Source organism: Dactylosporangium roseum, assembly GCF_025264685.1.
In the GTDB taxonomy this organism is placed as follows: Bacteria; Actinomycetota; Actinomycetes; order Mycobacteriales; family Micromonosporaceae; genus Dactylosporangium; species Dactylosporangium roseum.
In genome coordinates this window covers 798,316-822,453 of sequence record NZ_CP073721.1, presented here as the reverse complement: position 1 = coordinate 822,453, position 24,138 = coordinate 798,316, and the positions used below count along the sequence as shown (strand labels likewise).

Sequence of the window (24,138 nt, the reverse complement as noted above, 5' to 3'; positions counted from 1 at the left end):
ACCGCTGCGCTCATGGTCGACGCCGCGGGTCAGGCACTGGTCGTCACCACGAGCGCCGCCAACGACAACTCCGGGGTCTCCGCGGCGCAGCTACGCGTGCTCGGCGTCGTCGACCAGGCCGGATCGATCAACCTGACCCAGTTGGCGATCGCCCTGCACACCGCGCCGTCCTCGGCGAGCCGGCTGTGCGACCGGCTGGAGGCGGCCGACCTGCTGCGCCGCACGGCCGACGATCGGGACCGCCGCGAGGTGTGGCTCGTGCTCACGCCGACCGCGCGCCGCCTGCTCGACGGCCTGGGCCGGCAGCGACAGGAGACGATCGCGGCGGTGCTGCGCCGGATGGCGCCGGACGACCGCGCCGCGCTCATGCAGGGGCTCGCGGCGTTCGCGCGCGCGTCCGGCATGCCGGTGGCCGAGGACTCCGCGGCCCAGCCGGGCCAGCTTGCCGGCTAGCCGACCGGAATCTCCGCCCACACGACCGTGCCGTCGGGCTCCGCCCGGGTCGAACACCGGCCCTCCGGTCAGGCGTGCTCCAGGTCTCGCCCGATCCTGTCCTGTTCGGCGGAGCCTGCCCCTGCCCGTCAGATCGTGTCGGGAAGAATCCACCAAACCAACAACCGGGGCCGGGCGCAACGGCTTCCGGCGGGGGCCCAAACCCTGTCCGGCTGTCCGCATTGTACCGAAATGTGGCTTCCCATGAAGTGCAAATTGCACATTGTCACATGATTGAGTAGCCGCTCTGCCAAGTCGTGAGAGTACTACTATTTACATCGGTGTAATTACACCGGCAGATCCGGATGAGGCGGACATCCATCGAGTATCAAGAGCATCTATATTGAGTAGATCGCATGCCGACGCGCCGCTGACCTAGGTAGATTGCGGTCCACACGACGCGTTGATTATTACGGCGGAAGCGTAGTCACCCCCGCATCCTCAGTGCCCAACCGGCGCCCCGCAGGCATGCCGCCGGAGCTCACGCTGCGTGATGACATGGCGGCCCGGCACAGATATCGCCGATTGCAAAACCGGGCAAAAGTATCAGTTCGTCCGGGTGTCATGCGCACACGGCGTTCGCTGCCCTACTGCAAAATTTTTAAATCCTTCTATTTGTTGAGCGATGAACCGGGCGAAGTGGGGACACCTCCACGCTCATGGGAATCGAGTATGATAAATATTGGACTCCCCCTCGGAGCGGCGTCAGTTCTATGGTGGTCCGCGTTGGCAGTCGGCCCCATTCACGAACTGGGAAGGTCCGAACGCACGTCGTAAATCCGCGGCTTTCGGGAGTGACGGTGCATACGAGTCACCACAGCGTGCCACGCGAGAGCACTCTTGACAGATTGGCGCACAACGACGCGGCCGAACGGTTCCTCGGCGGACTGGGTTGGAGCCCGTCGACCCATCCCCTGGAGGGTCGGCCGCCGCCCGCGGAATCGCGGCCACAGGTCAGTGGCGCTCCCGGCCTGCCAGGCGTCCATCTCGCCCGGGAGCGGCTCCTGGAGCAGCTCGACTCGGCGGTCGTCCACCCGGTCACCCTGCTTTGCGCGCCCACCGGCTGGGGCAAGACGGTCCTCGCCACGTCGTGGATCCGCGCCGGCCGCGCCCCGGGCCGTAGCGCATACGTGCGGTTCGAGCCCAACTGTGGCACCGCGGCCTGGCGGCAGCTCACGATCGCACTCACCGCGTCCGGCATCTCCGTCGACCCGGCGACCTACGCCCGGCACGACGCCCCGCGGAACGAGCGGACCGTCGTGGTCCTCGACGACGTGCACCACGTGACCAACCAGACCGTGCTGCGCCGGCTGGAGCGGCTCATCTCCCGGCTCGGCGACCGCATCAGCTTCTTCATCCTGGCACGCAGCGAGCCGCCGCTGTCACTCTACCGGTGGCGGGTCCGTGGGCAGCTCACCGAGCTGCGCACCGATCACCTCTCGTTCACGCAGGAGGAGGTGGCGGGCCTCGCCGCCGGCTACGACGTCCGGCTGGCCCAGCAGTTCCGCTACGCGCTGTGGCACGTGACCGAGGGCTGGCCGGCCGCCGTGGCGGTGACCCTCGCGGCGATGGTCGGTCGGCACGAGCCCGAGCGCGTCGTCACCGATCTCGTCCTCGGCGAGGCCGGGCGGAACGAGGAGGTCGGGCTGACGGAGTACGTCCGCGGCGAGATCCTCCAGCACCTCGACCCCGACGTCCGTGAGGTCATGCTCCGCACGTCGATCCTCGAGACCGTCTGCCCCGGCCTGGTCGAGGCGCTGACCGGCAGCCGCGGCGGCGCCCGGCTGCTGGCCCAGATGAGCCGCGCGAACGCGCTCGCCACGTTCTATGGGGGCTCGCACTCCTGGTACCGCTACCGGCGGCTGCTGCGTGCCGTGCTGCGTGCCGAGATCCGCACCGTGCTGCCGGCCGAGGAGCGCACGCTGCACCGCGCCGCGGCCGGCTGGTACGCCGCGAACGGGCTGCCCAGCGACGCCCTCACCCACGCGGCCGCCGGCGGCGACTGGATCACCGCCGAACGACTGTTTTTCCAGTACTGGCCCGAGCTGACCGGTTCCGGCCCCCGCGCCATGCCACCGCGCGAGGGTCCGCATCCGCCGCAGGACATCGCGGACCGGCCCCTGCTCGCCTTCGCGCTCGCCATCTGCTGCCGGGACAGCGGCGACATCGCCGGCATGTCGGCGTTCATCCGGCTGGGTGAGCGCGCCCTCGGCGAGGCGCCGTCCGCGGCCCAGGCCGAGATGCTGGCCGCGGTGCGGCTCGCCGAGGCGGTGGCGATCGAGGACGTGGAACGCATCGGCGACGCGGCGGTGCGGCTGCTCGCACGGAGCGAGGAGGCGGCCGGCGAGCACATCTACGCCGACTCGACCGATGCCGCCCGCGCCGTCGCGTACCTGGGGCTGGCCGGGTCCGCCCTCGCCGTCAACGACCTGGAGGACGCCGATCTGGCGTTGGAGCGCGGGGCGGAACTCGCCGGCAAGTCGGGCTTCAGCCTGCTCGCGGTGCAGGCCAACTGGCAGCGGGCCGCCTCGCACCTGCGCCGGGGGCGGCTGTCGGCGGCGGCGGCGTACGCGCGGCGGGTGCTCGACGGCTGCCGCGACGCCGGCGTCACCGAGGCACGCACCATCACCTACGCCCGGCTCGTCCTGGCCGCTGTCGCCCGTGAACGAGGACTGCTCGACGAGGCGCGGTACCACCTCGAGGAGAGCATCAGCGTGCACGCCGTACCGGACGCGAACGGCACGCTGGCCAGCTCCATCGCCCTCGCCCTCCTGCTGTTCGCCCGTGACGACCGCACAGGCGCCGCCGAGGCTCTCGAGCCGCTGCTCGGCTGGCGGAGCAGCGGCATGCCCCGGATGATCGACGTGGCGGTGCGCGTGTTGCACGCCGACCTCTGCCTGCTCGACGGGCGCCTCGACAAGGCCCGCGCCATCCTCGACGGCCTGAACCGGCAGTGGCCCGGCACGGCGGAGGTGGCCCTGGCGGACGCACGCTGCAGCCTCGCGGAGGGCCGCTCCACGTCGGCGGTACGGACCCTGGAGGGAGTGCTCGCCGACGAGCCGCTGTCCCTCGTGACGACGGTCTCGGCAACGGTACTGCTGGCGCAGGCGCTGCGGCAGCTCGGCGACCTGCCGGGTGCCGCGGAGCAGGTCGAGCGGGCGCTCAGGCTGGCCGGGCCGGAGAGCATCAGGCGGCCGTTCCTCGGGCACGGAGCGTGGATCTCGGAGCTGCTGGAGTCACCGGCAGAGCGCTCGCTGCCGCCCGGCACGGAGGTCGTCACGGCGTCGGCCCGGCCCATCGTCACCTTGAAGATCGGTGCTGCTCACCCGGCATCTCCGCACCCCGTCTCCGCTCCCCCGGTCACCGCGCACCCCGCTTCGGCTCCCCCGGCGTCCGGGTTTTCCGGCCCGGAGCCGTCCAGCGTGGTCTTCCCGGCTTCCGCGGGCGACGACCGGATCACCGAGCCGCTCACCGAGCGGGAGACGCTCGTGCTGCGGTATCTGCGCAGCATGCTGTCGCTCGCCGAGATCGCGACCGTGCTCAGCGTCTCGTCGAACACGGTCAAGACCCACGTCCGGCACGTATACCGCAAGCTGGGGGTGAGCCGACGCCGCGACGCCGTCCGCCGGGCGAGGGAGCTCAGCCTCATCTGATTCACCCCGCCAGGGTGGGCGCCGCGCCGCGGTGAACCACCCGGTTCGGGCGAGCCGCCCACCCTGTGCCGAAGGCCACGATATTGCGGTCACCGGTGCTCCGACCGGCGGCGGACCCCGGGCCGAGGATGTGGTGCGTGATGGCTCTGGCAGTGCACGATCTCGCGTTGCAAGGAGACATCAACGGCGTCCGCGTCGCGGTGCGGTGCGAGGTGGCCGACCGCACGGCGAACGTGGGCGGCGACTGGTATCTGAGCATGGCCCTCCCCGACGGCGACGTGCTGCTCGCGGTCGGTGACGTCATGGGCCACGGCCGTGCCGCCGCGGCCACCATGGTCCAGTTGCGCGCCGTGATGACCCGGCTGTCGCTGGCCGGTGACGAGCCGGGGGCCGTGCTCGCCGCCCTCAACCGGATGCTGTGCCGCCGGCACACCACCGTGCTCGCCACCGCGGTCTGCGGCCGTTTCCGGCCCGCCGACCGCACACTCACCTGGGCCAGGGCCGGGCACCTGCCGATCCTGCGGGCCACGTCCGAGGGTGTGTCGCCGCTCTTCCAGCCGCCGGGCATGGCGCTCGGCGTCGATCCCGCCGCACGGTACTCCCAGGCCACGGTGCGTCTCGCCGGGGGCGAGATGCTCTTCATGTACACCGACGGCGTCGTCGAACAGCGGGACCGCGCCATCGACCAGGGCGTGCAGGACCTCGCCGACGACGTCCGCCTGGCGATGCGCACCGCCGCGCCCGGCGAACGGCTGCGCAACGCCATCGACCAGGCACGCCGCGGCAACCCCGACGACGACGCCTGCCTCCTCGCCGCGGAGCCGGTGTAGCGCCGTGCCGGGTGGCCACCCGCCTGGTCACCCATCGAGGGTGATTACTACTCACCCCTGTCGTTCAAATCATGTTCCCAGGCACGACACGTTGCCGAACTTCGGCTGGCGCCGATGTCCGGAGAACCGGGGAGGCCGGGGATCCACCCACGTCCGCGGGCAGGGTCTCGACCGCTTCCCGGCAACCGGCACGGAGGGGTCTGCGCCGGTGGGTCGGTCACGCGGGCGGCGTGATCGGAACACCACTTGTCGCGCCTGTTCCGGGGGGAACAAGTAACGGGGGAAATAGGCCGTGCCGGTCTCGGTTTCGACCGGGGCCGGCACGGCCTCAACAGTTTTCTGACTCAGGCAAGGGAGACAACGGGCGGATGCGCGACGGCGGTGCGGTGAAGGAATGGACGGCGTTCGGTACGACCATGCTCACGCTCGTGGGCACGCTGAACGTCTCACAGGGATTGCTGGTGGGGTTCGCCAGCGGTGGGGTCGGCTTCAACCGCGATGATGTGGCCTTCACCAGCGCCGGCACCTGGGCCGCCGCCACGGTGACGCTGGGCGTGCTCCTCGCGATCACGGGTATCGCGCTGCGCGCGCGCAGGAGCAGCTCGCGGTTCGCGGCGGTGAGCATCGTGGCGCTGCACACCATCTCACAACTGGCCATGCTGCGGGCCTACCCGGCCTGGTCGCTGCTCATGATCGCGCTGGACGTCATCATCATCTTCATCCTGACCGTGCCGCGGAACCGGCGGGCGGCCGACGAATCCGCGTCGGCGCCGGCCCCGGTGGCGAAACTGGCGCTGCGCCGGAACAGCCGGTCGGACGCCTACCGGGCGCGGCACAAGGCGGGCCACCCGGTGGTGCGGCACAGCGCCGAGAACAGTGACATCATCCTGGTCGACCTGATGGTGGACCCGCACGCCGTGCCGTCGGAGACGGTCGACGCCGAGCTTGTCGAGCCCGATCTAGACACCCCGACGACCTGGGTGCGGGCGATCGGCCACGCGACGGTCCCGGTCCGGGTGAACGAGGCCCCGGCACGGCGGGAGGTCCTCGACCCGCTGGTCGACCCGCTGCCGATGATCCTTGAGCAGCAGCCCGCGACGACGCGGGAGTCCACACCGGACGGCGCTCCGGAGGAGCTGGCCGCGATCGGCGCCCGTCCGTACGTGGTGCGCTGACTCCCTGTCGCACCGCCGAACAGCGGCGGCGTCCATCACGGACGCCGCCGCTGTTGTCGTTCCGGCAGAGTCTCCCCTCCCGGCGCACCACGCGGACGTGGGCGCCGGACGGCCCAGGGACCAGAGGGGTTGGGTCCGCTCGGGGGTGCCCGGGCGAAGCGATGTACCACCCACCCGCACCTCGGGCGGGGCCCGTCGAGGGGCCGGCCCGGCAGAAGCCCGGGAACAGCGAAGCGCGGCAGGTCCGAAGACCGCCGCGCTCCGCGGGAATCGACTCCTACAAGAGGTTCAGCTCGCGGGCGCGTTCGATCACCTCGCGGCGACGGCCCACGCCCAGCTTGCGGTAGATGTTCTTCATGTGGGTCTTCACGGTGTTCACCGAAACGTAGAGCATCGACGCTATCTCGCCTGCCGACAGCGTGCCCTGCAGGTACCGCAGCACGGCCAGCTCCCGCTCCGTGAGCGGCTCCGCCAGCTCGCCGGCGGCGGCCGCCGGACGGCCGAAGCCGTTGAGCTCGGCGGCGATGTCCTCGGCCAGGCCGCGGAAGCCGCTGCCGGCCGGCAGGTACGTCACGAGCAGCTCCCGCACCGGCTGACCACCCGCGACGAACGGCCAGCGGATCGACTCGTCGTCGGCGAACCGCAGCGCCTGCTCCAGTGCCCGGCCGGCCTTCGACCGATCACCCAGGGCGCGCAGGGCGCGGGCCGAGGTGAGGTTCGCGTCGACGGTCCAGACCAGCGAGCCCGTCGTGGGCTCGAGATAGGGCTGGACGGAGCCGAGGGCCGCCGCGGGGCGGCGCTCCGCGAGGTGCGCCTTGGCCCGGACCACGCCGTGCCACGGGGCGAGCATCTCGACCGGTTCGAAGTTCAGGAGGCGCTTCGCCGCCTCCACGTCACCCGCCGCCAACCGCAGCTCCGCCTCCGCAAGGGTCACGCAGTGCTGGAGCTTCGGGGTGTACCGCCAGTCGGCCAGTTGGCGGCGGATGGCGGCCAGTTCCGTGCACGCCGCGCGCGCGTCGCCCGCCGCGGCGCGGATGTGTGCACGGGACATGGTCGCCACCGCCACCAACGCGGGGTCGGCGAGGCCGCCTCCGTCGAGTGCACGGTCGAGGTAGTGCTCGGCTGCACGCACCCGGGCTTGGAGGTAGCAGACCTCGGCGACGGTCAACTGTGCCCACACGACATCGCTGCCCTGGGTCTGGCCCTCGCGGTCGGCCAGAGCGAGCGTTTCCTTGCCGTAACGCATCGCGGCGGTGAGTCTGCCCCGTGCCGCGTTGAGTTGGGCGAGCTGTCGTAGAGCAGCTAGCTGCGACTGGACGCCGCCGCTGCGGCGGGCCAGGTTGAGCGATTCTTGCAGCGCGTGCTCGGCGGCCTGGAGGTCGCCCTGGATGAGCCGCGCACCGCCGACGGCGACGAGCGCCAGGGCCCGCATGCGCGCGGTGTCCTGGTCGTCGAGGCCGGTGTCCTCACGCAGGAGGAGCGGGGCGGTTGCCAGTACCAGCTCCGGCTTCTGGCTTTGATGTGCCTCCGCCATCCGGAAACTGTCGACGATCGGGCGCAGTTGCGCGCGCGCCGAGTCGACGAGGGTGTGCTGGGACCGGTCGACCAGGTGCAGGAAGGTCTCGGTGCCCTGCGGGTCGCTGGCGTCGAGCCGTTCGGCGGCGAACGCCAGGGCCAGCTTCGGGTCGTTGCGGACCTCCTGCGGAGGTGGTGGAACCAGTTCCTTGATGGTGCGCAGCCGCGCGCCCGGCACCAGCTCCTGCCAGCTCTCGGCGAGCAGGTCGGCCGCCTGACCCCAGTTGCGGGCGGCGAGCGCGTGCCGCAGTGCGTCGGCCGGCTGGTCGTGCGCGGCGAACCAGTCCGCGGCCCGCCGGTGTAGCTGGCGGACCTGCTCGGGCCGGCGGTGCCGCAGCTCGTCGTAGAGCATCAGCCCGAACAGCGGATGGCACCGGTACATCCCGGCGTTGCCGCTGCCCTGCACGACGAAGAGGTTCGAGTGCTCGAGCTGCGCGAGGATCCGCGCGCCGTCGACGCGGCCGGTCAGCGCCTCCACCAGTTCGGCGCTCACCTGGTCGAGGACCGACGTGCAGAGGACAACTTCGCGGACGTCCTCCGGCAGCGTGTCGAAGACCTCGCCGACCAGGTACTCCCCCAGCGCCCGGTCCTGCAGCGCGAAGCGCGGGACGAGGCTGTCGGGCTCGGGATGCCCCTGCACCGCCAGCGCGGCGAGGCGCAGGCCCGCGGCCCACCCTTTCATCACCGCGTGCAGCTCGACCAGGGCCGACTCCGCGAGCCGGACGCCGTGCGCGACGAGCATCTGCGCCGTCTCGTCGAGCGTGAAGCCGAGCGGGCCGGTGCGCAGCTCGGACAGCGCGCCGCGGATTCGGAAGCGGTACAGCGTGAGCGCCGGATCGGTCCGGCACGCGATCACGAGACGCAGGCGGTCACCCGCCTGGGAAAGCAGCGTCTCCAGTTCACCCCAGACCGGCGGAACCGAGAGTTCCTGTAGGTCGTCGAGGATGAGCACCACCGGCGGACCGGGCCGGCGCAGCAGGGCGACGAGTTCCTCGAGCGCCCCGCCGTCACCGTCGACGGTGTCGGTCACCTGGTGCTCGGCGGTCGACGCGGAGACCGCCTCCAGCACGTGCTCCCAAAAGCGTGGGCCGTGGTGCGCCTCGACGGTCAACCACGCCAACGGCCAGGGCACCCGCCCCGCCGCCACCCACTCGGCCAGCAGGGTGGTCTTGCCCCACCCCGCCGGAGCTGAGATCAATGTCAATGGCCCCGCCACGGCTCGATCGAGAGCGTCCAGGAGACGCGGTCGCGGCACGTGATAGCGGGGCGGCTCGGGCACTGCGAAATGCAGTGCGGGACGGGTGATGGTGTCAACGAGCGTTTTCTGCCCCAACGTATTTCGCCCCCTCCCACCCACCGCAGCACGGCGGATGACCACGGGATTGTGGGGCGACAAGAGGTGATGTCGCCTCACCCGTAGGGGGTGAACAAATGACGGTGCGTGGTCACCCCGCCTGGAGCGCCTGCCTACGCACGCATCGGAAACCCACGTGACAACTACCGGAATCAATGGCTTCAGGCTGTCGAGCCGCAGGCCGGAAGCGGTGGTCGTAGCCGATGGAGCAGAGGTAGGAACCGCCCTTCAACACCCGGCTGGCGAACACGGCGGCACCCGCGGGCGTGTCGACTCGCGGATTCTCCGCGACATCACCCACAGGGGTGAGTGGGTCGTCGCCGGCGTCGAACCGGGCGTTACCGGAGCGGTAGTAGTCCGAGGTCCACTCCCACACGTTGCCGACGACGTCGAAGAGGCCGTAGCCGTTGGCCGCGAACGCGCCGACCGGGCTGGTGCCGTGGCCACCCTCGGAGCGGTCGAGCCACGGGAAGATGCCCTGCCAGATGTTGGCGCGGCCGGCCTCCGGCTCGTCGCCCCACGGATAGGCGGCGCCGTCCAGGCCGCCCCGCGCCGCGAACTCCCACTCGGCCTCGGTGGGCAGGTCCTTGCCGGCCCACTTGGCGTATGCGAAGGCGTCCTCGTAGGCGACGTGGACCACCGGGTGGGCGGACTTGCCGCGGATCGACGACTCCGGGCCGAACGGGTGGCGCCAGGATGCGCCGGGCCGCAGTTCCCACCAGACCCGCCAGTCGCGTAAGGGCACCGGACCGGGCGGTTGGACGAAGACCATCGAGCCCGGAGGGCCCTGGTCGGCGGGGCGCTCGGCGACCGTGCGGTATCCGGTCTCCTGCACGAAGAGGGCATACTCCGCATTGGTCACCGGGTGCGAGTCGATCCAGAAGCCATCGACGGTGACCTTGCGCACCGGCGCCTCTTCCGGATAGAAGCCCTCGGCGCCCATGGCGAAGGTGCCACCGGGGATCCAGGCCATCTCCACGACCGCATTGTGGCGGCGGCGTCGGGTGACCCGTCCTCACCCGGTCCGGGTGAGGACCCTCGCGATTCGGCGTGCCGGGTGGCGTTCTCGCAGGTGGCGCGCTAAGTTCCAACATTTGTTCCGGGCCCGGCGGGACACGTGTCGCAGCGCACTGCGACGCCGATGACCATGGTCAATCGGCTTTCACACCGGGCGGGTGATGTCCCGTCATCCGTGGCGGCCGAACGATCGCTTGCAAAAGCACCGGTTCGCATCCGTAAGGGGAGGGAGGTCGCCACACGAGCTTCGCCGGATCCGGCCGCGGCGCCTCCTCTCTTGTCCGCCGCGGCCGGACGACGAACCCGCTCACCTGCGCCCCTTTCCCCGGTCGTCCTGACAGGTCCGCCGGTGTCCCGACGGCCCGAAGAGGCGCCGCCGGCATCCCCTGGAAGGAGCCGGTGTCCCGCCGAGGAGCCGGTGTCCCGCAGAGGAAAGGAACACAGAGGCCATGGCTGAGACCAGAACCACCAGGAACAGAACCGTGTGGTTCGGCTGGGTGACCTTCGCCGCCGTGCTGCTCGTCCTGATCGGGCTCCTCAACGTCCTCGAAGGGCTTGTCGCCCTGCTGCAGAACCAGGTGACGTTCATCGACGGCGGCAGCCTCGTCGTCGTCGACCTGACCGGGCTCGGCGTGGTCATGATCGTCTTCGGCGGTCTGCTCTTCGCGTCCGGCATTGGCCTGCTGGCCCGCAACAGGATCGCGCGGATCGTCGCCATCGTCGTCGTCGCGTTGCACGCCCTGGCGCAGATCGGTTCCCTCGGCGCGTACCCCGTCTGGTCGCTCCTCATGATCGTGCTCGACGTGATCGTCCTGTTCGCGCTCACGGTGCACTGGACGGACGCCTACGAGCCCGAGCCGCACCTGGCGGGCGGCTCCCACCGGTTGGACCGCGACTCGCAGTCGCGGGCCGCGGGCTTCCCGGTGAACGCTCCGGCGGCCGGTCGCGGCGTCCCGGCCCACGCCGCACCGGAGGAGGCACCCGGGCACCAGGCACCGGCCCACGCGGCGCCGGAGCGGCCCGAGAACGGCCATCAGCAGGAGTCCTATCAGCGGCAACCCATCCAGCCCGGGCCGATGCACACCTCCATGCCGCCCGGCTCGATCCACCAAGGGACGGAACAACAGCCCCGCGGGGCCGCCCAGCGCGGTCCGAACGCCGGCCCCTACGCGCCCGGCCAGCCGGGCTCGCCGACCCATGCCGCACCCACCTCCGGTTACGGCACCGGCGCCGGCTGACCCGTCATACGGAAGGTCGATGGTGGTCCAGACCCGCATGGGCGTGGGTGCCCTTCGGGTCGGGATGCACCGTCGCCGCCGTGAGCCGGGGCACCGCGTGCAGCAGGCGGTGCTCGGCCTCGACGGCGATCGCGTGGGCCTGGACGAGCGTGAGGTCACCGGCCACCACGAGATCGGTCTCAGCGTGCAGGCGGTGGCCGATCCAGCGCATCCGCAGCGCCCCCACCGCGAGCACCCCCGGCGTCCCGGCCAGGGCCTCCTCGGCCCGTGACAGCAGGGCCGGGTCGACGGCGTCCATGAGGCGCCGGTACACCTCCCGCGCCGCGTCCTTGAGCACGAACAGGATCGCGACCGTGATGAGCAGGCCGACCGCCGGATCGGCCCACCGCCAGCCGACCGCCAGCCCGCCGGCGCTCAGCAACACCGCGAGCGAGGTGAAACCGTCGGTACGGGCATGCAGGCCGTCGGCGACGAGCGCCGCCGAGCCGATGCGCCGACCGACCGCGATGCGATACCGCGCGACGAGCTCGTTGCCGACGAACCCGACGACCCCGGCGGCCGCCACGAACGGCAGCCGTGTGACGCCGGCCGGGTGAATCAGCCGGTCGACGGCCTCATAGACGGTGAAGCCGGCCGATGCCGCGATGGTCAGCACGATGACGATCCCCGCCAGGTCCTCGGCGCGCCCGTAGCCGTAGGTGTACCTGCGGTTCGCCGGCAGCCGGCCCAGTAGGAACGCGATGCCCAGCGGTACCGCCGTCAGGGCGTCCGCGACGTTGTGCAGCGTGTCGCCGAGCAGCGCGACCGACCCCGACCAGGCGGCGATGACGGCTTGCAGCATGGCGGTGGCGCCCAGGACCAGCAGCGACACCCAGAGGGCCCGCATGCCTTCCCTGGAGCCTTCCATGGCCGCGTCGACCTTGTCGCCGGCGTCGTGGGAGTGCGGGACCAGCAGGTGCCCGGCCCGATGCCGGAACCGGTGCCACCAGCCGCCATGACCATGCGTACGGAGCATACGGACACCATGACAGATGCGGGGACGCGAAAGGCGCCGACGCGGGCCTGGGAGCGCGCCGGCGCCGACGCGCCGTCCTCACATTGGTTCAGACGATCAGGATGCGGTGGTGTGAAAGGTCGGATCGCGACTTGCGATGGGTGGGCGGCCTCCTCCGGATCAGCCGCCCACCCATCGGCTCCCGCCGCCCTCGCTGAAGGCCGACCGGTGCTCAGGACGCGGGCCGAATTCACCGCTGTCTCCTGGACCGTTGAGTACCCCCTGCTCAACGGTTTTCACCGAGCGACCCAGCTGGGTCGTCACGTCGGGGACCACCGACGACGTGACGCCCGCGGCTGGCGGGAACGGGCGGACCACTATGGACGGTGCAGCAGTCACCGTCAGATCCGCCCGCAGTTCGGGCTCGAGCACGGGCAGCGTCGCGGTCATACGGCCCGCCGCCCAGTGGTCGTTCGCCTCGTCATGGCAAGAATCCTGCTGGCTGTCCGAGTGATGCGTCGTCACCCGTGCCGGGTGAAGAACCTGCCCGCCGCTTCTCACAACCAGCGCGCCGCAAGCCTTGTTCCACAACGGAAATAGGTGGACCCGAGTCCATAGTGGACCCGGGCCCGGGGCGGTCGTGTTCACGTCGACGACAGGTTGGACAGCTCCTTCTCCGCCAGCTCGACCTCCGCGACCAGCTTGGCGTGCTCCTCGGTCAGCGCGTCGAGCAGCCGGCGGGTCACGCGGAGGCTGTCGCCGCCGACCGACCGGGTGGTGGCGAGGAGGTTTTCGGCGGCCTCACGCTGGCGTTGCCGGCGGGCGTCCCACTGTGCCCGCCGGGCGGCCTCCGCGCGGGCCTCCTCGTTGCGCCGCTGCGCGAGCGCGGTCTGGAAGTCGCGCATCGCGTCCTCGGCGTGCCGGCGCGCGTCCCCCAGCAGCGCCTCCCCGGTGGCACGGGCCTGTTCCAGGTCCTGCTGCGCCTGGGTCCGCAGGGCGTTGGCCTCTTCCTCGGCCAGCTCGATCATCCGCTGGATTCGCCCGCCGACGGCCTTCGACTTCTCCTCGCCGCAGGTACACTGTTTGAGCTCCGTGTTGAGTCGTTCCACCCGCCCGGCGAGCTGCTGCTCGCGATATCGCGCCGAGGCCAGCTCCGTCTCCAGGGTCGTCAGGCGCATCTGCAAGGTGGCGATGTACCGGTCGACCTGGGCGCGATGGTAGCCCCGGAGGCTCAGCTCGAAGCCGTTCTCGGGGCGCAGCTCGATCTCGCCGACAAGCGCGCTCATCCTGGCTCATCCCCCTCCTCGGCCCGTTCTCGCGACGGGCGATAGCGGGAACGCTGCCGACCGGTGTGGTGACCGCGCGTCATCCGTTCCGGGTGAGCCTCCGGCGGACGGCTCGCCGGTGCAGCGGCGTCGATGGAACCCTTGCTACGCAAGGCAAATGGGCACGTTCGTGCGGGAATACCACCCAGGGAGGGTGAGGCCCTCGGCGATCACGCGGTGCTTTGCTCGTCACGTTTGACCGGGAGGGCCGAAAGCAAGACCCGGGGCAGCGAAATCGGGGGGCACGGGTGGCACAAGCGTTGGTACAGCAGGATCGCCGTGGATTCGCACCGTCGTCGTTGGCGGTGCCGGATCTCCCGCCGGGGTATGTGATGCGGGATCGGGTCGTCGCACAGTTGGACGCCGCGGTGCGTGCGCCACTGACGCTGGTGACCGCTCCCGCCGGATGGGGGAAGACGGCCGCGCTGGTCGCCTGGGCCCGCACCGCACGCCTCGGCGACGGCAACGAGGCTCCGGTGGTGCGATGGGTGACGTCCCACTCGGCGCACGGCGCCGATGTTCCGGGACAGTTGCTGGGTGCACTTTCGACACAGCCGGACGACGAACTGGACAAGACCGGCGAGTGGTACGAAGACGACCTGCTCAAGGCCGTCGACGCACTCGACCGGCCGCACATCGTGGTCGTGGACGACGTCCGGGAGATCAGCGACCCGGAGGCCTTGACAGAGCTGGAGTCGCTGGTCCGGCACGGGATGGGCCAGCTCCACCTGGTGCTGTCGTGCCGCCGCGACCCGGCGCTGCCGCTGTACCGCTGGCGGGTCAACGGCTCGCTGACGGAGATGCGCACGAACGATCTGTCGCTGACCATCACGGAGACGGCACAACTGCTCGCGGCCCACGACGTGGTGCTGCCGGGCTCGACACTGTACGCACTGCACTCGATCACCGAGGGATGGCCGGCCGGCGTGCGGCTGGCCGCCATGGCGATGCGCGGCCACCCGGAGCCGGAGCGGGTGCTCGACGACGGTGGCGCGTTCAGCACGGCCGTCGGCGACTTCCTCACCGGTGAGGTCATCGACTCCCTGCCGGCGGACACCCGCCAGTTGCTGCTCGACACGGCGGTCGCGCCGCGGCTGAACGCCGGGCTGGTCGAGGCGATCACCGGCCGCGACGACGGCGCCCGCGTGCTCGCGGAGCTGAAGGGGTCGAACGCGTTCCTGTCGCGCAACGCGGGCCCCGGTGGGTGGTACCGCTTCCATCCGCTCTTCGCCCGGACGCTGCACGCCGAACTGCTGCGCCGCAACCCGGAACGGGTGCCGGAGCTGCACCGGCGGGCGGCCGCCTGGCACGCGACCTACGGCATCCCGGCCGAGGCCCTGCGTCACGCGCTGCTCGCCGAGGACTGGCACGGCGCGGTCGAGGTGCTCGACCGGCACTGGCCGGACATCGTCGGCGGGGTCCGCTACGACCGGCCGCACGAGGCGGCGCCGCACGCACCGGGTGTCGAGGAGGCGGCGGACCCGCACCTCGTGCTCGCGTTCGCGGCCGAGCGGCTCCGCGTCGGCGACCTCGACGGCGCGCGCGACTTCCTGCGCCGCAGCGACCGCGACGGCGGCAGCCCGATGCTGGCCGGTTTCGCGGCGGCCGAGGCGTGGCTCGCCGGCGACGCCCGGCGCACGCTGGCCGCGCTGCCGGACCTGCACCCGAACACCGACGAGGTGCGCGCCCTGGCGCTGCTCGACGAGGGCGAGGCCAGGCTGCGGCTCGGCGAGCTCGCCGCCGCGGGTGCACCGCTGCACGGCGCGCTGGTCCTCGCGCAGCGTGCCGGGATGGCGCAGGCACAGGTCCGCGCGGCCAGCCAGCTCGCCGTCCTGGAGTCGACCCGGGGCCGGCTGCGTGCCGCCGCCCGGCTGGGGCGCCAGGCGCTGGTGACCGCCGACCGCTTCGGCATCACCGACGCGACCGACCTCGGCTGGGTGCGGATGGCGCTCGCGAGCGTCTACGGCGAGTGGGACCGCATCGCGGAGGCCGACCGGCTGCTCGACGAGGGGCTCGACCTCGCCGCCGGCGACCCCGACCTGCTGGTGGCCATCGCGACGGTACGGGCAAGGCTGCGCCACGGCGCCGGACGCCTGGCCGCGGCGCTGGAGGTGCTGCACGCGGCGCGCCGCGAGCTCGGTGGGGCACCGCTGGCGCCGGCCGTCGAGCGGGCGCTCGCGCTGACCGAGGCCGAGCTGCGGATCAGCGGCGGCGACCTGGGCGCGGCGCGGCGGCTCGTCGCCACCGGCGGCGACCCCGACGTCTTCCCGGGCTGGGCCGCCTGCGTCGACGCGTCGGCGGCGCTCGTGGAGGGCAAGGCCGCGGCCGCCGCGTCGACCGCGGCGCAGTTCGCGACGCCGTCCACGGACTCCGCGCTGACCTGGACGGTCCACGCCGCCATCCTGACCTCGCTCGCCGGCCGCGCGCTCGGCGACCGCAACCGGGTCCTGCGGGGGCTCGAGACGGCGCTGGACATCGCCGAGGAGGAGAGCTTCCGGCGTCCGTTCCTGGTCGGCGGGCACCCGGTGCGGGACCTGCTGGCGAACTTCGCCCCGCTCCTGCCGGTCTACCACCCGCTCGCCGCCGAACTGGCGGCCGGCTCGTCGCCGCTGGCCGGCGGCTCGCGGGGCGGTGGCGACGGGAACCTCGTCGAACCGCTGACCGAGCGGGAACTGACCGTCCTGCGGTACCTCCAGGGCACCATGTCGAACCTGGAGATCGCGTCGACCCTCTACGTGTCGGTCAACACGGTCAAGACCCACGTCAAGAACATCTACCGCAAGCTGCACGCCGGCCGCCGGCGCGAAGCCGTCGAGCGCGCGCGGGAACTGCGGCTGTTGTGACAAAAAGGCCACGCGCCGAAGGCGTCGGCCGGCAAGGGGAAGAACCAAGGCCACGCGCCGAAGGCGTCGGCCGGCAAGGGGAAGAACGCGTAGCGCTGGTCCGGGTCGTCGATCCCGGCCCGGGTCCGGCGACCGCGGCCACCCATCGGTGCGTGTGGGGCGCGCTCGCCGCCACCGTCGCCTGGGCGGCGCTGCATGTCAGCGGCGTCGGCCACGCCCAGGCGGCGGCCGTCGCGGTGGGGCTGCTCACCGTGCTGCCGTGGCTGGGGCCGCTGGTCGGCGTCCTGCTCGCGGCGGTCCTCGCCGCAACCGTCCAGGAGCCCTTCGCTCCGCTGTTCGGCCTGGCCACGGCCGCGTTCATGACCTTGGTCGGCGTCTCGGCCCAGCGCCTGCCCGGCTGGCTGGGTCCGCTGTCGATCCCCGCGCTCGCCGCGGCGGTACTGTTCGGCGGCGCCCTGGCCGGCATCCTCGGTGCCCTCGTCGCGCTGGTGACCTCCAGCGCCCTGTCCACCCTCCTCCACCGCGTTGATCATGCAGTTGTGGTGCCTGACAAATACGGACATCCAGGGAATGTCCAGGCACCACAAGTGCATGATCAACGCGGTGGGGGGCGGTGGGGACCGTGATCGAGTACCTGCGGTCGCGGCGGATCGGAGTGCTGCGGCGCGGAGGTACCGCGATCGAGCGCGCACTCGGCGCCGTCGGCGACGAGACGATGCGCGCCCGCGGCGGCCCGTTCTGGCCCGCCGATCCGTGGGTCCACGTCCTGTACGGCGCCGGCCTCACCGCGGCCGCGATCGTCGCCCTGACGATCAACTGGCTGGCACCGCCGCCGTTCGCGCGGAGCCTGCTCGGCTCGATCGCGGCGACGATCTTCCTGGTGTCCGGATACGCCCTGGTCCGCGTGCCGACCCGGCGCGGCCGGGCGATGCGGCAGTTCCTCACCGACCCGCGCGACCGGGTCGCGTTCGAGACGGCCGCCGCCGACGCCGACCGGATCCGGTTGACGTGGCCGGCCCTGGAGCGGCTCGGCGAGCCCACCGACCCGACCGGGATCCTGGAACGGGCGCTCTGGGACCTGGCCGAGGCACTCGCCGAGCGGGGCAAGCTGCGCGCCGTCGACCGGAACCTGCGGCAGTCGGTCGGCGAACCGATCGGCGCCGGCAGCCTGTTCACCGCGGTCACCGACCGGCAGGCGGAGATCACCCGGCGGCTGACCGAGGTCGACGCCGAGGTCCGCCGCCGCACCGGGCAACTGCGCCGGCTGGCCCAGCTCTGTCAGGAGTTCCTCGACCACCGGGCCGCGCAGCGCCGGGCCCGGATGCGGGTGACCGCCGCCGACGCGCTCCTCGGCTCCATCGCCACCCGCCCGGACCGCGGCAACGAGCCCGCCGGGACGCTCACTGAACGTACGGAGACGGTGCTTGCCGCGTATCGGGACCTGGCCGACGAGTTCGAATAGCACCGCCCCCCTCCGCTACCCTGCCCGGGTGCGTGCGGATCACCGGAAACTGCTGATCGGAGTCGGCGCCGCCGCGGCGGCCGTCGGACTGTTCTTCGCCTATCTCCGGATGGCCCGCGCGTTTCCCATCAACGGCGACGGCGCCAGCAACGCGCTGCAGGCGTGGGACATGTTCCACGGCAACCCGCTGCTGAGCGGCTGGACGCTCTCCGACGTCTCGTTCTACTCGACCGAGCTGATCCAGTATGGGCTGGTCCAGTTCCTCACCGGCGTCACCGCCGACCAGGTCCACGTCACCGCCGCGATCACCTATGTGCTGATCATCTTCGTGGCCGCCGGGCTCGCCCGAGGCCGGGCCACCGGCCCGGAGGCCTGGCTGCGCGTCGGTGTGGTGCTCATGATCCTGCTCGTGCCGGTGCCGGGCACCGGCTACCAGACGCTGCTGTCCTCGCCGAACCACACCGGCACCGCCGTGCCGATGCTCCTGGCGTGGTGGGCCGCCGACCGCCTGCGCGACAAGCGATGGATGCCCGCGGTCGTGGCGGTGGTGCTGGCCTGGGGCGCCGTGGGCGATCCGATGGTCACGTTCGTGGGTGCGGTGCCGCTGGTGCTCGTCTCCGCGGTGCGGGCGCTGCGCGCTCGGGGCGCGGACCGGGTCCAGGACCTGCTGCTGGTCGCCGCCGGCCTGGTCTCGGTCGTCCTGTCCCGCGGCGCGATGGCGCTCCTCGACCGGCTCGGCGGGTTCAACACGCCGCACCCGCCCATCGAACTGTCACCGGTGTCCGAGTGGCCGCACCGGGCGTACATGACCGCCCGCATGCTCGGCGTCGTCTTCGGCACCCACCGCCCGGGCTGGCACCCGCCGGCGCTGGAGCTCGCGCTGTCGGCGCTGCACGCGATCGGATTCCTGGTGGCGCTGGTCGCGGTGCTCGTGACGGCGTGGCGGACGGTGCGCGGGACCGCCGACCGGGTCGACTCGATCCTCGTCGTGGCGATCGCCTGCGACCTCGGCGCCGAGATCGTCTCCATCCTGTCCATCGACCTGATGGCGGCCCGCCAGATCTCCCCGGTGCTCCCGATGAGCGCCGTCCTGGCCGCGCGTGTCGCCGGGCCCTGGCTCGCCGCCGCCGAACCGGCGAAGGCCCGGCGATGGGGGCGGCGGATCCTGGTCGGCGTCCTCGCCGCCCTGACCCTCAGTCTGGTCGCCTACGCGCCGCCGAAGGCCCCGGACTCGGAGGCCCAGGAGGTCGCCGACTTCCTGGAGCAGCGGCAGTTGCGGTATGGGATCGGCGCCTACTGGGCGTCGAACAACATCACCGTCACCACCGAGCGTGAGGTGACCGTGGCGCCGGTCGCCGGCGGCGGCGACCGGCTGGTGCCGTTCTGCTGGCAGTCGAAGCGGAGCATGTACGACGCGAGCCACGACGCCCGCTTCGTGGTGCTCGAGCTGGACCGGCCCTTCTACGGCACGCCGGAGCAGGCCACGGCCCAGTTCGGCCCGCCGGTCGAGCGCCACGACCTCGGCAAGTACGCGGTTCTGCTGTACGACGTCAACCTCCTGGCGAACTTTCCGCCACCTTGCTGACCCCACCCGCACCGCCGCGGCGGGTGACACGCTCAGGCCGGACTGCGGGCTCGACCGGTGCGGGTTTCGTCGACGGCTCCGCTGCGTGTCATCCGACGAGTGTCGCAGCCTCCACCGGCTGCTCGGGTGCGGCACGACACGAACAGCGGACGAGCACCGTCTCACAGCAGGCCGCGGCGGCGGGCGGCCGCGGCGGCCTGGGTGCGTGAACCGGCGCCCAGCTTGTCCAGGATCGCGGAGACATGGTGCTGCACCGTCTTCTGCGACAGCGTCAGCCGGGTCGCGATGTCCGCGTTGGACAGTCCCTCGGCCAGGAGCCGCAGCACCTCCGCCTGCCTGCCGGTCAGCCCGGCGGCGTTGGCGGCGGTCGCCGGTCTGGGGCCGCGCGGGATCCCACGCACGCCGCGCCGCCGCAGGTCCGCGCGCAGCCAGGCCGCGGTCCGGCGGGCGCCGAGATCGTCCAGCACGCGCAGCGCCGCACCGGCGGCGTCCGCGTCCCCGGCGCCCAGCGCGCTCAACCGGGTAAACCGGCGGCCGATCCGCTCCCAGTGCTCCGCCGCGGCCCGCCAGCGCCCGGCCGTCAGCTCCCCGAACGGCCCGTCCGGCTGCTCCTGCCCGCCGCCCGCGCGCCAGAGGTGGTAGCGCAGCTCCGCGCCGTACCGGCGGTGCCGCTTCTCGGTCGCGAGCGCCAACCAGCGGCCCGCCTCCGCGGCCGCCCGCGCCGGGTCGCCGGCGATCAGGAAGTGTTCGGACCGCGCCACCGCGACCGGGCCGATCCGTTGGATCTCCTCGGTCGTCAGGGCCAGCTCCAGCGCGCGGTCCAGCGTGGACAGTGCGGCCGGGTCGCCGCGCCCGGACTGGATCCGGCCCCGCGCCACGAGGGCCGGGACGACGGCGACGCCGATACGGTTCGGCCGGGACAGCGACTCGTCGGCGTCGGCGAGGGCGCCGTCCCAGTCGCACAGCTCGAAGCGGGCCGCGGCGCGGACACCCAGGAGGTACTGCACGTAGCCGTCGAGGTCGTGCTCCCGCGCGTACCGCAGCGCCACCTCGACGGCCTCGACGGCGGCGAGCACGTCGCCGGTCTCCTCACCGCCGGCCGCCCGGTTCACCAGCGCGCGGGCGGCGTGGTCGACGAGGCCGGCCGCGTCCGCGATCCGGTGCTGGCGCAACAGCATCTCCGCCGCCTCCGGCTCGCAGCGGTCGAGCCGCGCGGTGCCGACGTTGACGGCCGCGTGGACGGCGGTCTCCAGGTCGCCGAGCCGCTCGGCCAGCGCGATGGCGCGATCGCCCCAGTCGACGGCCGCGTCGAGCTCGTGGGCGAGCATGTGGAGCTGGGAGCGGTTGCTGTAGGCCATCGCCAGCTCGCGGCCGGGCTCGATGGTCTCCAGCAGCTCGACCGCCTCGACCGCGCGGTCCCTGGCGAGGGCGGTGTCGCCGCTCCACCACGCCAGCCGCGAGATCCAGCGCAGGTTCTCCCCCACCCGCTCGATCTCGCCGCGCCGCCGCCGCTCCTCGGCCGCCGCTCGCCGGGCGTCGAGGCCCTCGGCCGGCAGGCCGGCCAGGTATGCCTGGAACGCGTAGGACTCCAGCAGCTCCGCGCGCTCGCCGCCGGGGAGGCTGCCGGCGTACGGCACGAGCGCGCGGTAGTGCGCCGTCGCCTCGCGGTGCGCACCCTGGGCGGCGGCGCTCTCGGCGGCGGCGGTGCCGTACCGTCGCAGCGCCTCGGCGTCACCGGCGAGGCCGGCGTGGTGGGCCAGGCGCGCCGGGTCGACCCCTTCGGCGGCGGCGAGCATCCGGAGCGCGCGGCGGTGCAGGGCGGTGCGCCGGGCCGGCGGCAGCGCGTCCGCCACGACCCGGCGGAGCAGCTCGTGGCGATAGCCGACGCCGCCGTCGGCGGCCACCAGCACCCCCTCGGCCACGCACTGGTCGACCAGTTCGGCGGCGCCGGCGGCGATCACCGGGTCGGCGAGGGTCGGCATGACGGCGGCCAGCTCGGCGAGGTCCCGGGCGGCGCCGGACAGTCTCCGCAGCCGGTCGAGGATCAGCCCTCGTACGGCGCCGCGCGCGTCGCCGTCGTGCAGCAGCTCGGTGAGCAGCAGGGGATTCCCGCCGGTCAGCTCGTAGGCGCCGGCGGGGTCGCGACCGGCGGCGGCGGCCTGTTCGGCGACGCAGTCCCGGGACAGCGGCGGCAGCGTGACCGCCCGCACGACGTCGCGGGGGAACGCGCCGAGCGCGCCGTGCAGCGGGTGGTCGGCGCCGAGCTCGTCGTCGCGGTACGTGAGCACGAGCAGCGCACGCAGCCGGTCCATCCGGCGGACCAGCAGGACCAGCAGGTCGAGGGTCGCCTCGTCGGCCCAGTGCACGTCCTCGACGATGACAACGGTGCGCCGCGCCGGCCCTTCGAGCTCGTCCAGCAGGGCCGCGAACAGCTCCGCGTGGCCGGCCCGCGCGGCGAGGCGCTCGGCGAGCACGCCGCCGGTCTGCCGGCCGATGTCGTGCAACGGCCCCAGTGCCCGCGGCGTGACGAGCGGATCACAGCCGCCCCAGAGCACCCGCCCCCGCACGCTCGCGGCGAACGCCCTGACGAGGGAGGACTTGCCGATCCCGGCCTCGCCGGCCACCAGGGCGACCCGGCCGCCCCGGCGGGCGTCGCGCAGCAGGCCGTCGAGGACGGCCAGGGCATCGACGCGTTCCCAGAGCGGCATCGGCGTGCCCGGTCATGCCACCCGCGTCGCGGTCGGCTCGGCCTCGGCCAGGGCTTCGGCGAGCGCGGTGAGGTCGAGCTCGAGGACCCGCGCGAGGGCCGCGACGGTGAAGAAGGCCGGGGTGGCGATGGCGCCGCGCTCGATCTTGCGGAGCGTGTCGAGCGAGATGCCGGCCTCGAACGCGACCGCGGCGGCGCTGCGTTCACCCCGCGCCTGCTGGAGCAGCCGCCCCAGCACAAGGCCGCGGTGCCGCTCGCCGGCGGTCAACGGGTTACGCACCATGATTCGATGATAATCCTGGTATTACAATATTCTCCATGGTGGTACCGAGCGCCTGCTGGGCACGGCGTCGGGCGGCACGCAGGTGATCGCGAGCAACATCACGCACCTGGCCACGAGCGCGCAAGCGGTGACCGAAGCCGCAGCCGCGTCGAACCGCGCCGCCGAGGAGCTGACCACCGTCGCCGGCCGCCTCCGCGGCCTGGTCGACCGGTTCCGCGTGTGATCCGCGGCACCCTCAGTGGCCCGGGCGGCAGCAGCGTGCCCTGGCGAACAGCTCCCGTATCCGCTCCCCCGCCTGCTCCGCCCGGTCGAGGGGAGCCGGGAACGGAAGCTGTACGTCCCGCGCGCGGCTCGCGAACTCCAGCCGCAGCACCACGCCGAACCGGTCCAGGCGGACCGGCAGGATCCGGTGGACGCCGTGCAGGTGATGCGGCGGCACCAGGCGGGACAACCGCTCGACCGCGTCGGGGTGGGCGGCCGCCAGGTGACACAGCATGTCGGCCTCGGCCTCGGCGAGCGGATCGGGCCGGGCGGTGGCGAACTCGTCCGCCTCGACGTCGACCTCGTCCGCGCCGAAGCCGCGGTCCAGCAGCGTGGCTGAGACCAGCTCCATGACGGCGAGCAGCTCGCCGGCCGCCGCGGCCGTCGGGGTCAGCCAGCCGGAGAAGGTCGCCCGGGCCCGCACCCGGCCCGCGCCGGCGTACACCCGGACCGGCGTGGCGATCAGGTCCGTCAGCTCGACGACCGCGGCGAGATCGGGCTCAGCCCGTACCAGATGCGCCACATGACTCTCGTCCGGCAGCTCCAGGACGATCCGGCCGGCGTGGTCGACCCGGTGGCGGCCGGCGAGATCACACCGGTGACCGGGCACGTTCAGGGTCAGCGACGGCGCGGCCGTCAGCAGGGAGCGCAGGCGCTCTGCGGCGGTGGGCAGCTTGATCGCGGGCATCCAACCTCCTAAGGTTAGGCTTACCTTACTAGAAGGAGGTCGAGCATGAACCAGTCACGACCCAAGGTTCGGCGGGCCCGCGCGCTCGGCATCCCGCTGACGCCCAAGTCGGTGAAGTACTTCGAGCGCCGCCCGTTCCCTCCGGGCCAGCACGGCCGCGCCCGGCCGAAGGTGAGCGACTACAAGGTCCGGCTGGTGGAGAAGCAACGACTCCGGGCGCAGTACAACCTGCGGGAGAACCAGATGCGGGCCGCGTTCGACCGGGCCGTCCGGCGCCCCGGGAAGACGGGCGAGGAGCTGATCGTCGACCTGGAGACGCGCCTCGACGCGCTGGTGCTGCGCGCCGGCTTCGCCCGCACGATCTACCAGGCCCGGCAGATCGTCACCCACCAGCACGTCGTCGTCAACGGCAAGCGGGTCGACCGGCCCTCGGCACGCCTGCGACCCGGTGACGTGATCCAGGTCGCCGAGCGCAGCAGGCAGAAGACGCCGTTCGTGATCGCCGCCGCCGGCGCGCACGCGGGCGAGCGCACCGCGCCGTACCTGGACGTGAACCTGGCCGGTCTCACCGCCCGGCTGATCCGGATGCCGGTGCGCCACGAGATACCGGTGCTCTGCGACGAGCAACTCGTCGTGGAGTTCTACAGCCGGTAACC

General features: G+C 72.6%; 18 protein-coding genes. 10 read left to right on the top strand and 8 right to left on the bottom strand.

Annotated elements, in window-relative coordinates; genetic code table 11:
* Positions 1-12: 12 nt before the first annotated feature.
* The 4 genes from Drose_RS03790 (at position 13) to Drose_RS03775 (ending at position 6,150) form a co-directional block, all read left to right on the top strand.
* Complete coding sequence (locus Drose_RS03790) at positions 13-453, top strand: MarR family transcriptional regulator (RefSeq protein WP_260726764.1); 441 nt, start codon at positions 13-15, stop codon at positions 451-453.
* 887 nt (positions 454-1,340) lie between these two features.
* Positions 1,341-4,145 carry a LuxR C-terminal-related transcriptional regulator gene (locus Drose_RS03785; RefSeq protein ID WP_260726763.1) on the top strand — a complete coding sequence of 935 codons (2,805 nt, stop codon included), beginning with the start codon at positions 1,341-1,343 and terminating at the stop codon, positions 4,143-4,145.
* Positions 4,146-4,285: 140 nt separating this feature from the next.
* Entirely contained in the window at positions 4,286-4,975 is a 690-nt protein-coding gene (locus tag Drose_RS03780) for a PP2C family protein-serine/threonine phosphatase (protein WP_260726762.1), read from the top strand.
* A 368-nt stretch (positions 4,976-5,343) separates the two neighbouring features.
* Entirely contained in the window at positions 5,344-6,150 is an 807-nt protein-coding gene (locus tag Drose_RS03775; protein WP_260726761.1) for a DUF7144 family membrane protein, read from the top strand.
* 277 nt (positions 6,151-6,427) lie between these two features.
* Here Drose_RS03775 and Drose_RS03770 read toward each other — a convergent pair whose 3' ends face one another.
* Together Drose_RS03770 and Drose_RS03765 are read right to left on the bottom strand one after the other, a co-directional pair.
* Positions 6,428-8,929: a LuxR C-terminal-related transcriptional regulator gene (locus Drose_RS03770; RefSeq protein ID WP_260726760.1), complete on the bottom strand. Its 2,502-nt coding sequence runs from the start codon at positions 8,927-8,929 to the stop codon at positions 6,428-6,430.
* 241 nt (positions 8,930-9,170) lie between these two features.
* On the bottom strand, positions 9,171-10,052 hold the full coding sequence (locus tag Drose_RS03765) for a formylglycine-generating enzyme family protein (protein WP_260729605.1): 882 nt from the start codon (positions 10,050-10,052) through the stop codon (positions 9,171-9,173).
* Positions 10,053-10,545: 493 nt separating this feature from the next.
* Here Drose_RS03765 and Drose_RS03760 point away from each other — a divergent pair, with 493 nt between their 5' ends.
* Complete coding sequence (locus tag Drose_RS03760; RefSeq protein ID WP_260726759.1) at positions 10,546-11,334, top strand: DUF7144 family membrane protein; 789 nt, start codon at positions 10,546-10,548, stop codon at positions 11,332-11,334.
* A gap of 4 nt (positions 11,335-11,338) precedes the next feature.
* Here Drose_RS03760 and Drose_RS03755 read toward each other — a convergent pair whose 3' ends face one another.
* The 3 genes from Drose_RS03755 to Drose_RS03745 form a co-directional block, all read right to left on the bottom strand.
* Positions 11,339-12,349, bottom strand: coding sequence for a cation diffusion facilitator family transporter (locus tag Drose_RS03755; RefSeq protein ID WP_260726758.1), 1,011 nt, complete (start codon positions 12,347-12,349; stop codon positions 11,339-11,341).
* A gap of 159 nt (positions 12,350-12,508) precedes the next feature.
* Positions 12,509-12,919, bottom strand: a complete 411-nt coding sequence (locus Drose_RS03750) for a hypothetical protein (protein ID WP_260726757.1) — start codon at positions 12,917-12,919, stop codon at positions 12,509-12,511.
* Positions 12,920-12,972: 53 nt separating this feature from the next.
* The gene (locus tag Drose_RS03745; RefSeq protein ID WP_260726756.1) at positions 12,973-13,614 is read right to left on the bottom strand and encodes a DivIVA domain-containing protein; all 642 of its coding nucleotides are present in this window, start codon (positions 13,612-13,614) and stop codon (positions 12,973-12,975) included.
* A 371-nt stretch (positions 13,615-13,985) separates the two neighbouring features.
* Here Drose_RS03745 and Drose_RS03740 point away from each other — a divergent pair, with 371 nt between their 5' ends.
* The 4 genes from Drose_RS03740 to Drose_RS03725 all read left to right on the top strand — a co-directional run bounded on the left by Drose_RS03740 (position 13,986) and on the right by Drose_RS03725 (position 19,543).
* Positions 13,986-16,496 carry a LuxR C-terminal-related transcriptional regulator gene (locus Drose_RS03740; RefSeq protein ID WP_260726755.1) on the top strand — a complete coding sequence of 837 codons (2,511 nt, stop codon included), beginning with the start codon at positions 13,986-13,988 and terminating at the stop codon, positions 16,494-16,496.
* A gap of 152 nt (positions 16,497-16,648) precedes the next feature.
* Positions 16,649-17,122, top strand: a complete 474-nt coding sequence (locus Drose_RS03735) for an AI-2E family transporter (RefSeq protein ID WP_260726754.1) — start codon at positions 16,649-16,651, stop codon at positions 17,120-17,122.
* Positions 17,110-17,958 carry a hypothetical protein gene (locus Drose_RS03730; protein ID WP_260726753.1) on the top strand — a complete coding sequence of 283 codons (849 nt, stop codon included), beginning with the start codon at positions 17,110-17,112 and terminating at the stop codon, positions 17,956-17,958. The genes Drose_RS03735 and Drose_RS03730 overlap by 13 nt, the downstream gene beginning before the upstream one ends.
* Before the next feature lie 28 nt (positions 17,959-17,986).
* Positions 17,987-19,543, top strand: coding sequence for a hypothetical protein (locus Drose_RS03725; RefSeq protein WP_260726752.1), 1,557 nt, complete (start codon positions 17,987-17,989; stop codon positions 19,541-19,543).
* A 161-nt stretch (positions 19,544-19,704) separates the two neighbouring features.
* Here Drose_RS03725 and Drose_RS03720 read toward each other — a convergent pair whose 3' ends face one another.
* From Drose_RS03720 to Drose_RS03710, 3 genes are all read right to left on the bottom strand, one after another.
* The gene (locus Drose_RS03720; protein ID WP_260726751.1) at positions 19,705-22,251 is read right to left on the bottom strand and encodes a helix-turn-helix transcriptional regulator; all 2,547 of its coding nucleotides are present in this window, start codon (positions 22,249-22,251) and stop codon (positions 19,705-19,707) included.
* A 12-nt stretch (positions 22,252-22,263) separates the two neighbouring features.
* Entirely contained in the window at positions 22,264-22,533 is a 270-nt protein-coding gene (locus tag Drose_RS03715) for a helix-turn-helix domain-containing protein (protein WP_260726750.1), read from the bottom strand.
* A gap of 235 nt (positions 22,534-22,768) precedes the next feature.
* Entirely contained in the window at positions 22,769-23,482 is a 714-nt protein-coding gene (locus Drose_RS03710; protein WP_260726749.1) for a DUF2470 domain-containing protein, read from the bottom strand.
* Positions 23,483-23,527: 45 nt separating this feature from the next.
* Here Drose_RS03710 and rpsD point away from each other — a divergent pair, with 45 nt between their 5' ends.
* On the top strand, positions 23,528-24,136 hold the full coding sequence (rpsD, locus tag Drose_RS03705; protein WP_260726748.1) for a 30S ribosomal protein S4: 609 nt from the start codon (positions 23,528-23,530) through the stop codon (positions 24,134-24,136).
* The last annotated feature ends 2 nt before the right edge of the window (positions 24,137-24,138 follow it).

Coding starts and splice junctions, on each gene's coding strand:
- Drose_RS03740 (WP_260726755.1), top strand. CDS start 13,986: ATGCGGGATCGGGTCGTCGCACAGTTGGACGCCGCGGTGCGTGCGCCA.
- rpsD (WP_260726748.1), top strand. CDS start 23,528: ATGAACCAGTCACGACCCAAGGTTCGGCGGGCCCGCGCGCTCGGCATC.
- Drose_RS03765 (WP_260729605.1), bottom strand. CDS start 10,052: ATGGCCTGGATCCCCGGTGGCACCTTCGCCATGGGCGCCGAGGGCTTC.
- Drose_RS03780 (WP_260726762.1), top strand. CDS start 4,286: ATGGCTCTGGCAGTGCACGATCTCGCGTTGCAAGGAGACATCAACGGC.
- Drose_RS03760 (WP_260726759.1), top strand. CDS start 10,546: ATGGCTGAGACCAGAACCACCAGGAACAGAACCGTGTGGTTCGGCTGG.
- Drose_RS03755 (WP_260726758.1), bottom strand. CDS start 12,349: ATGCTCCGTACGCATGGTCATGGCGGCTGGTGGCACCGGTTCCGGCAT.
- Drose_RS03790 (WP_260726764.1), top strand. CDS start 13: ATGGTCGACGCCGCGGGTCAGGCACTGGTCGTCACCACGAGCGCCGCC.
- Drose_RS03745 (WP_260726756.1), bottom strand. CDS start 13,614: ATGAGCGCGCTTGTCGGCGAGATCGAGCTGCGCCCCGAGAACGGCTTC.
- Drose_RS03775 (WP_260726761.1), top strand. CDS start 5,344: ATGCGCGACGGCGGTGCGGTGAAGGAATGGACGGCGTTCGGTACGACC.
- Drose_RS03720 (WP_260726751.1), bottom strand. CDS start 22,251: ATGCCGCTCTGGGAACGCGTCGATGCCCTGGCCGTCCTCGACGGCCTG.
- Drose_RS03710 (WP_260726749.1), bottom strand. CDS start 23,482: ATGCCCGCGATCAAGCTGCCCACCGCCGCAGAGCGCCTGCGCTCCCTG.
- Drose_RS03715 (WP_260726750.1), bottom strand. CDS start 22,533: ATGGTGCGTAACCCGTTGACCGCCGGCGAGCGGCACCGCGGCCTTGTG.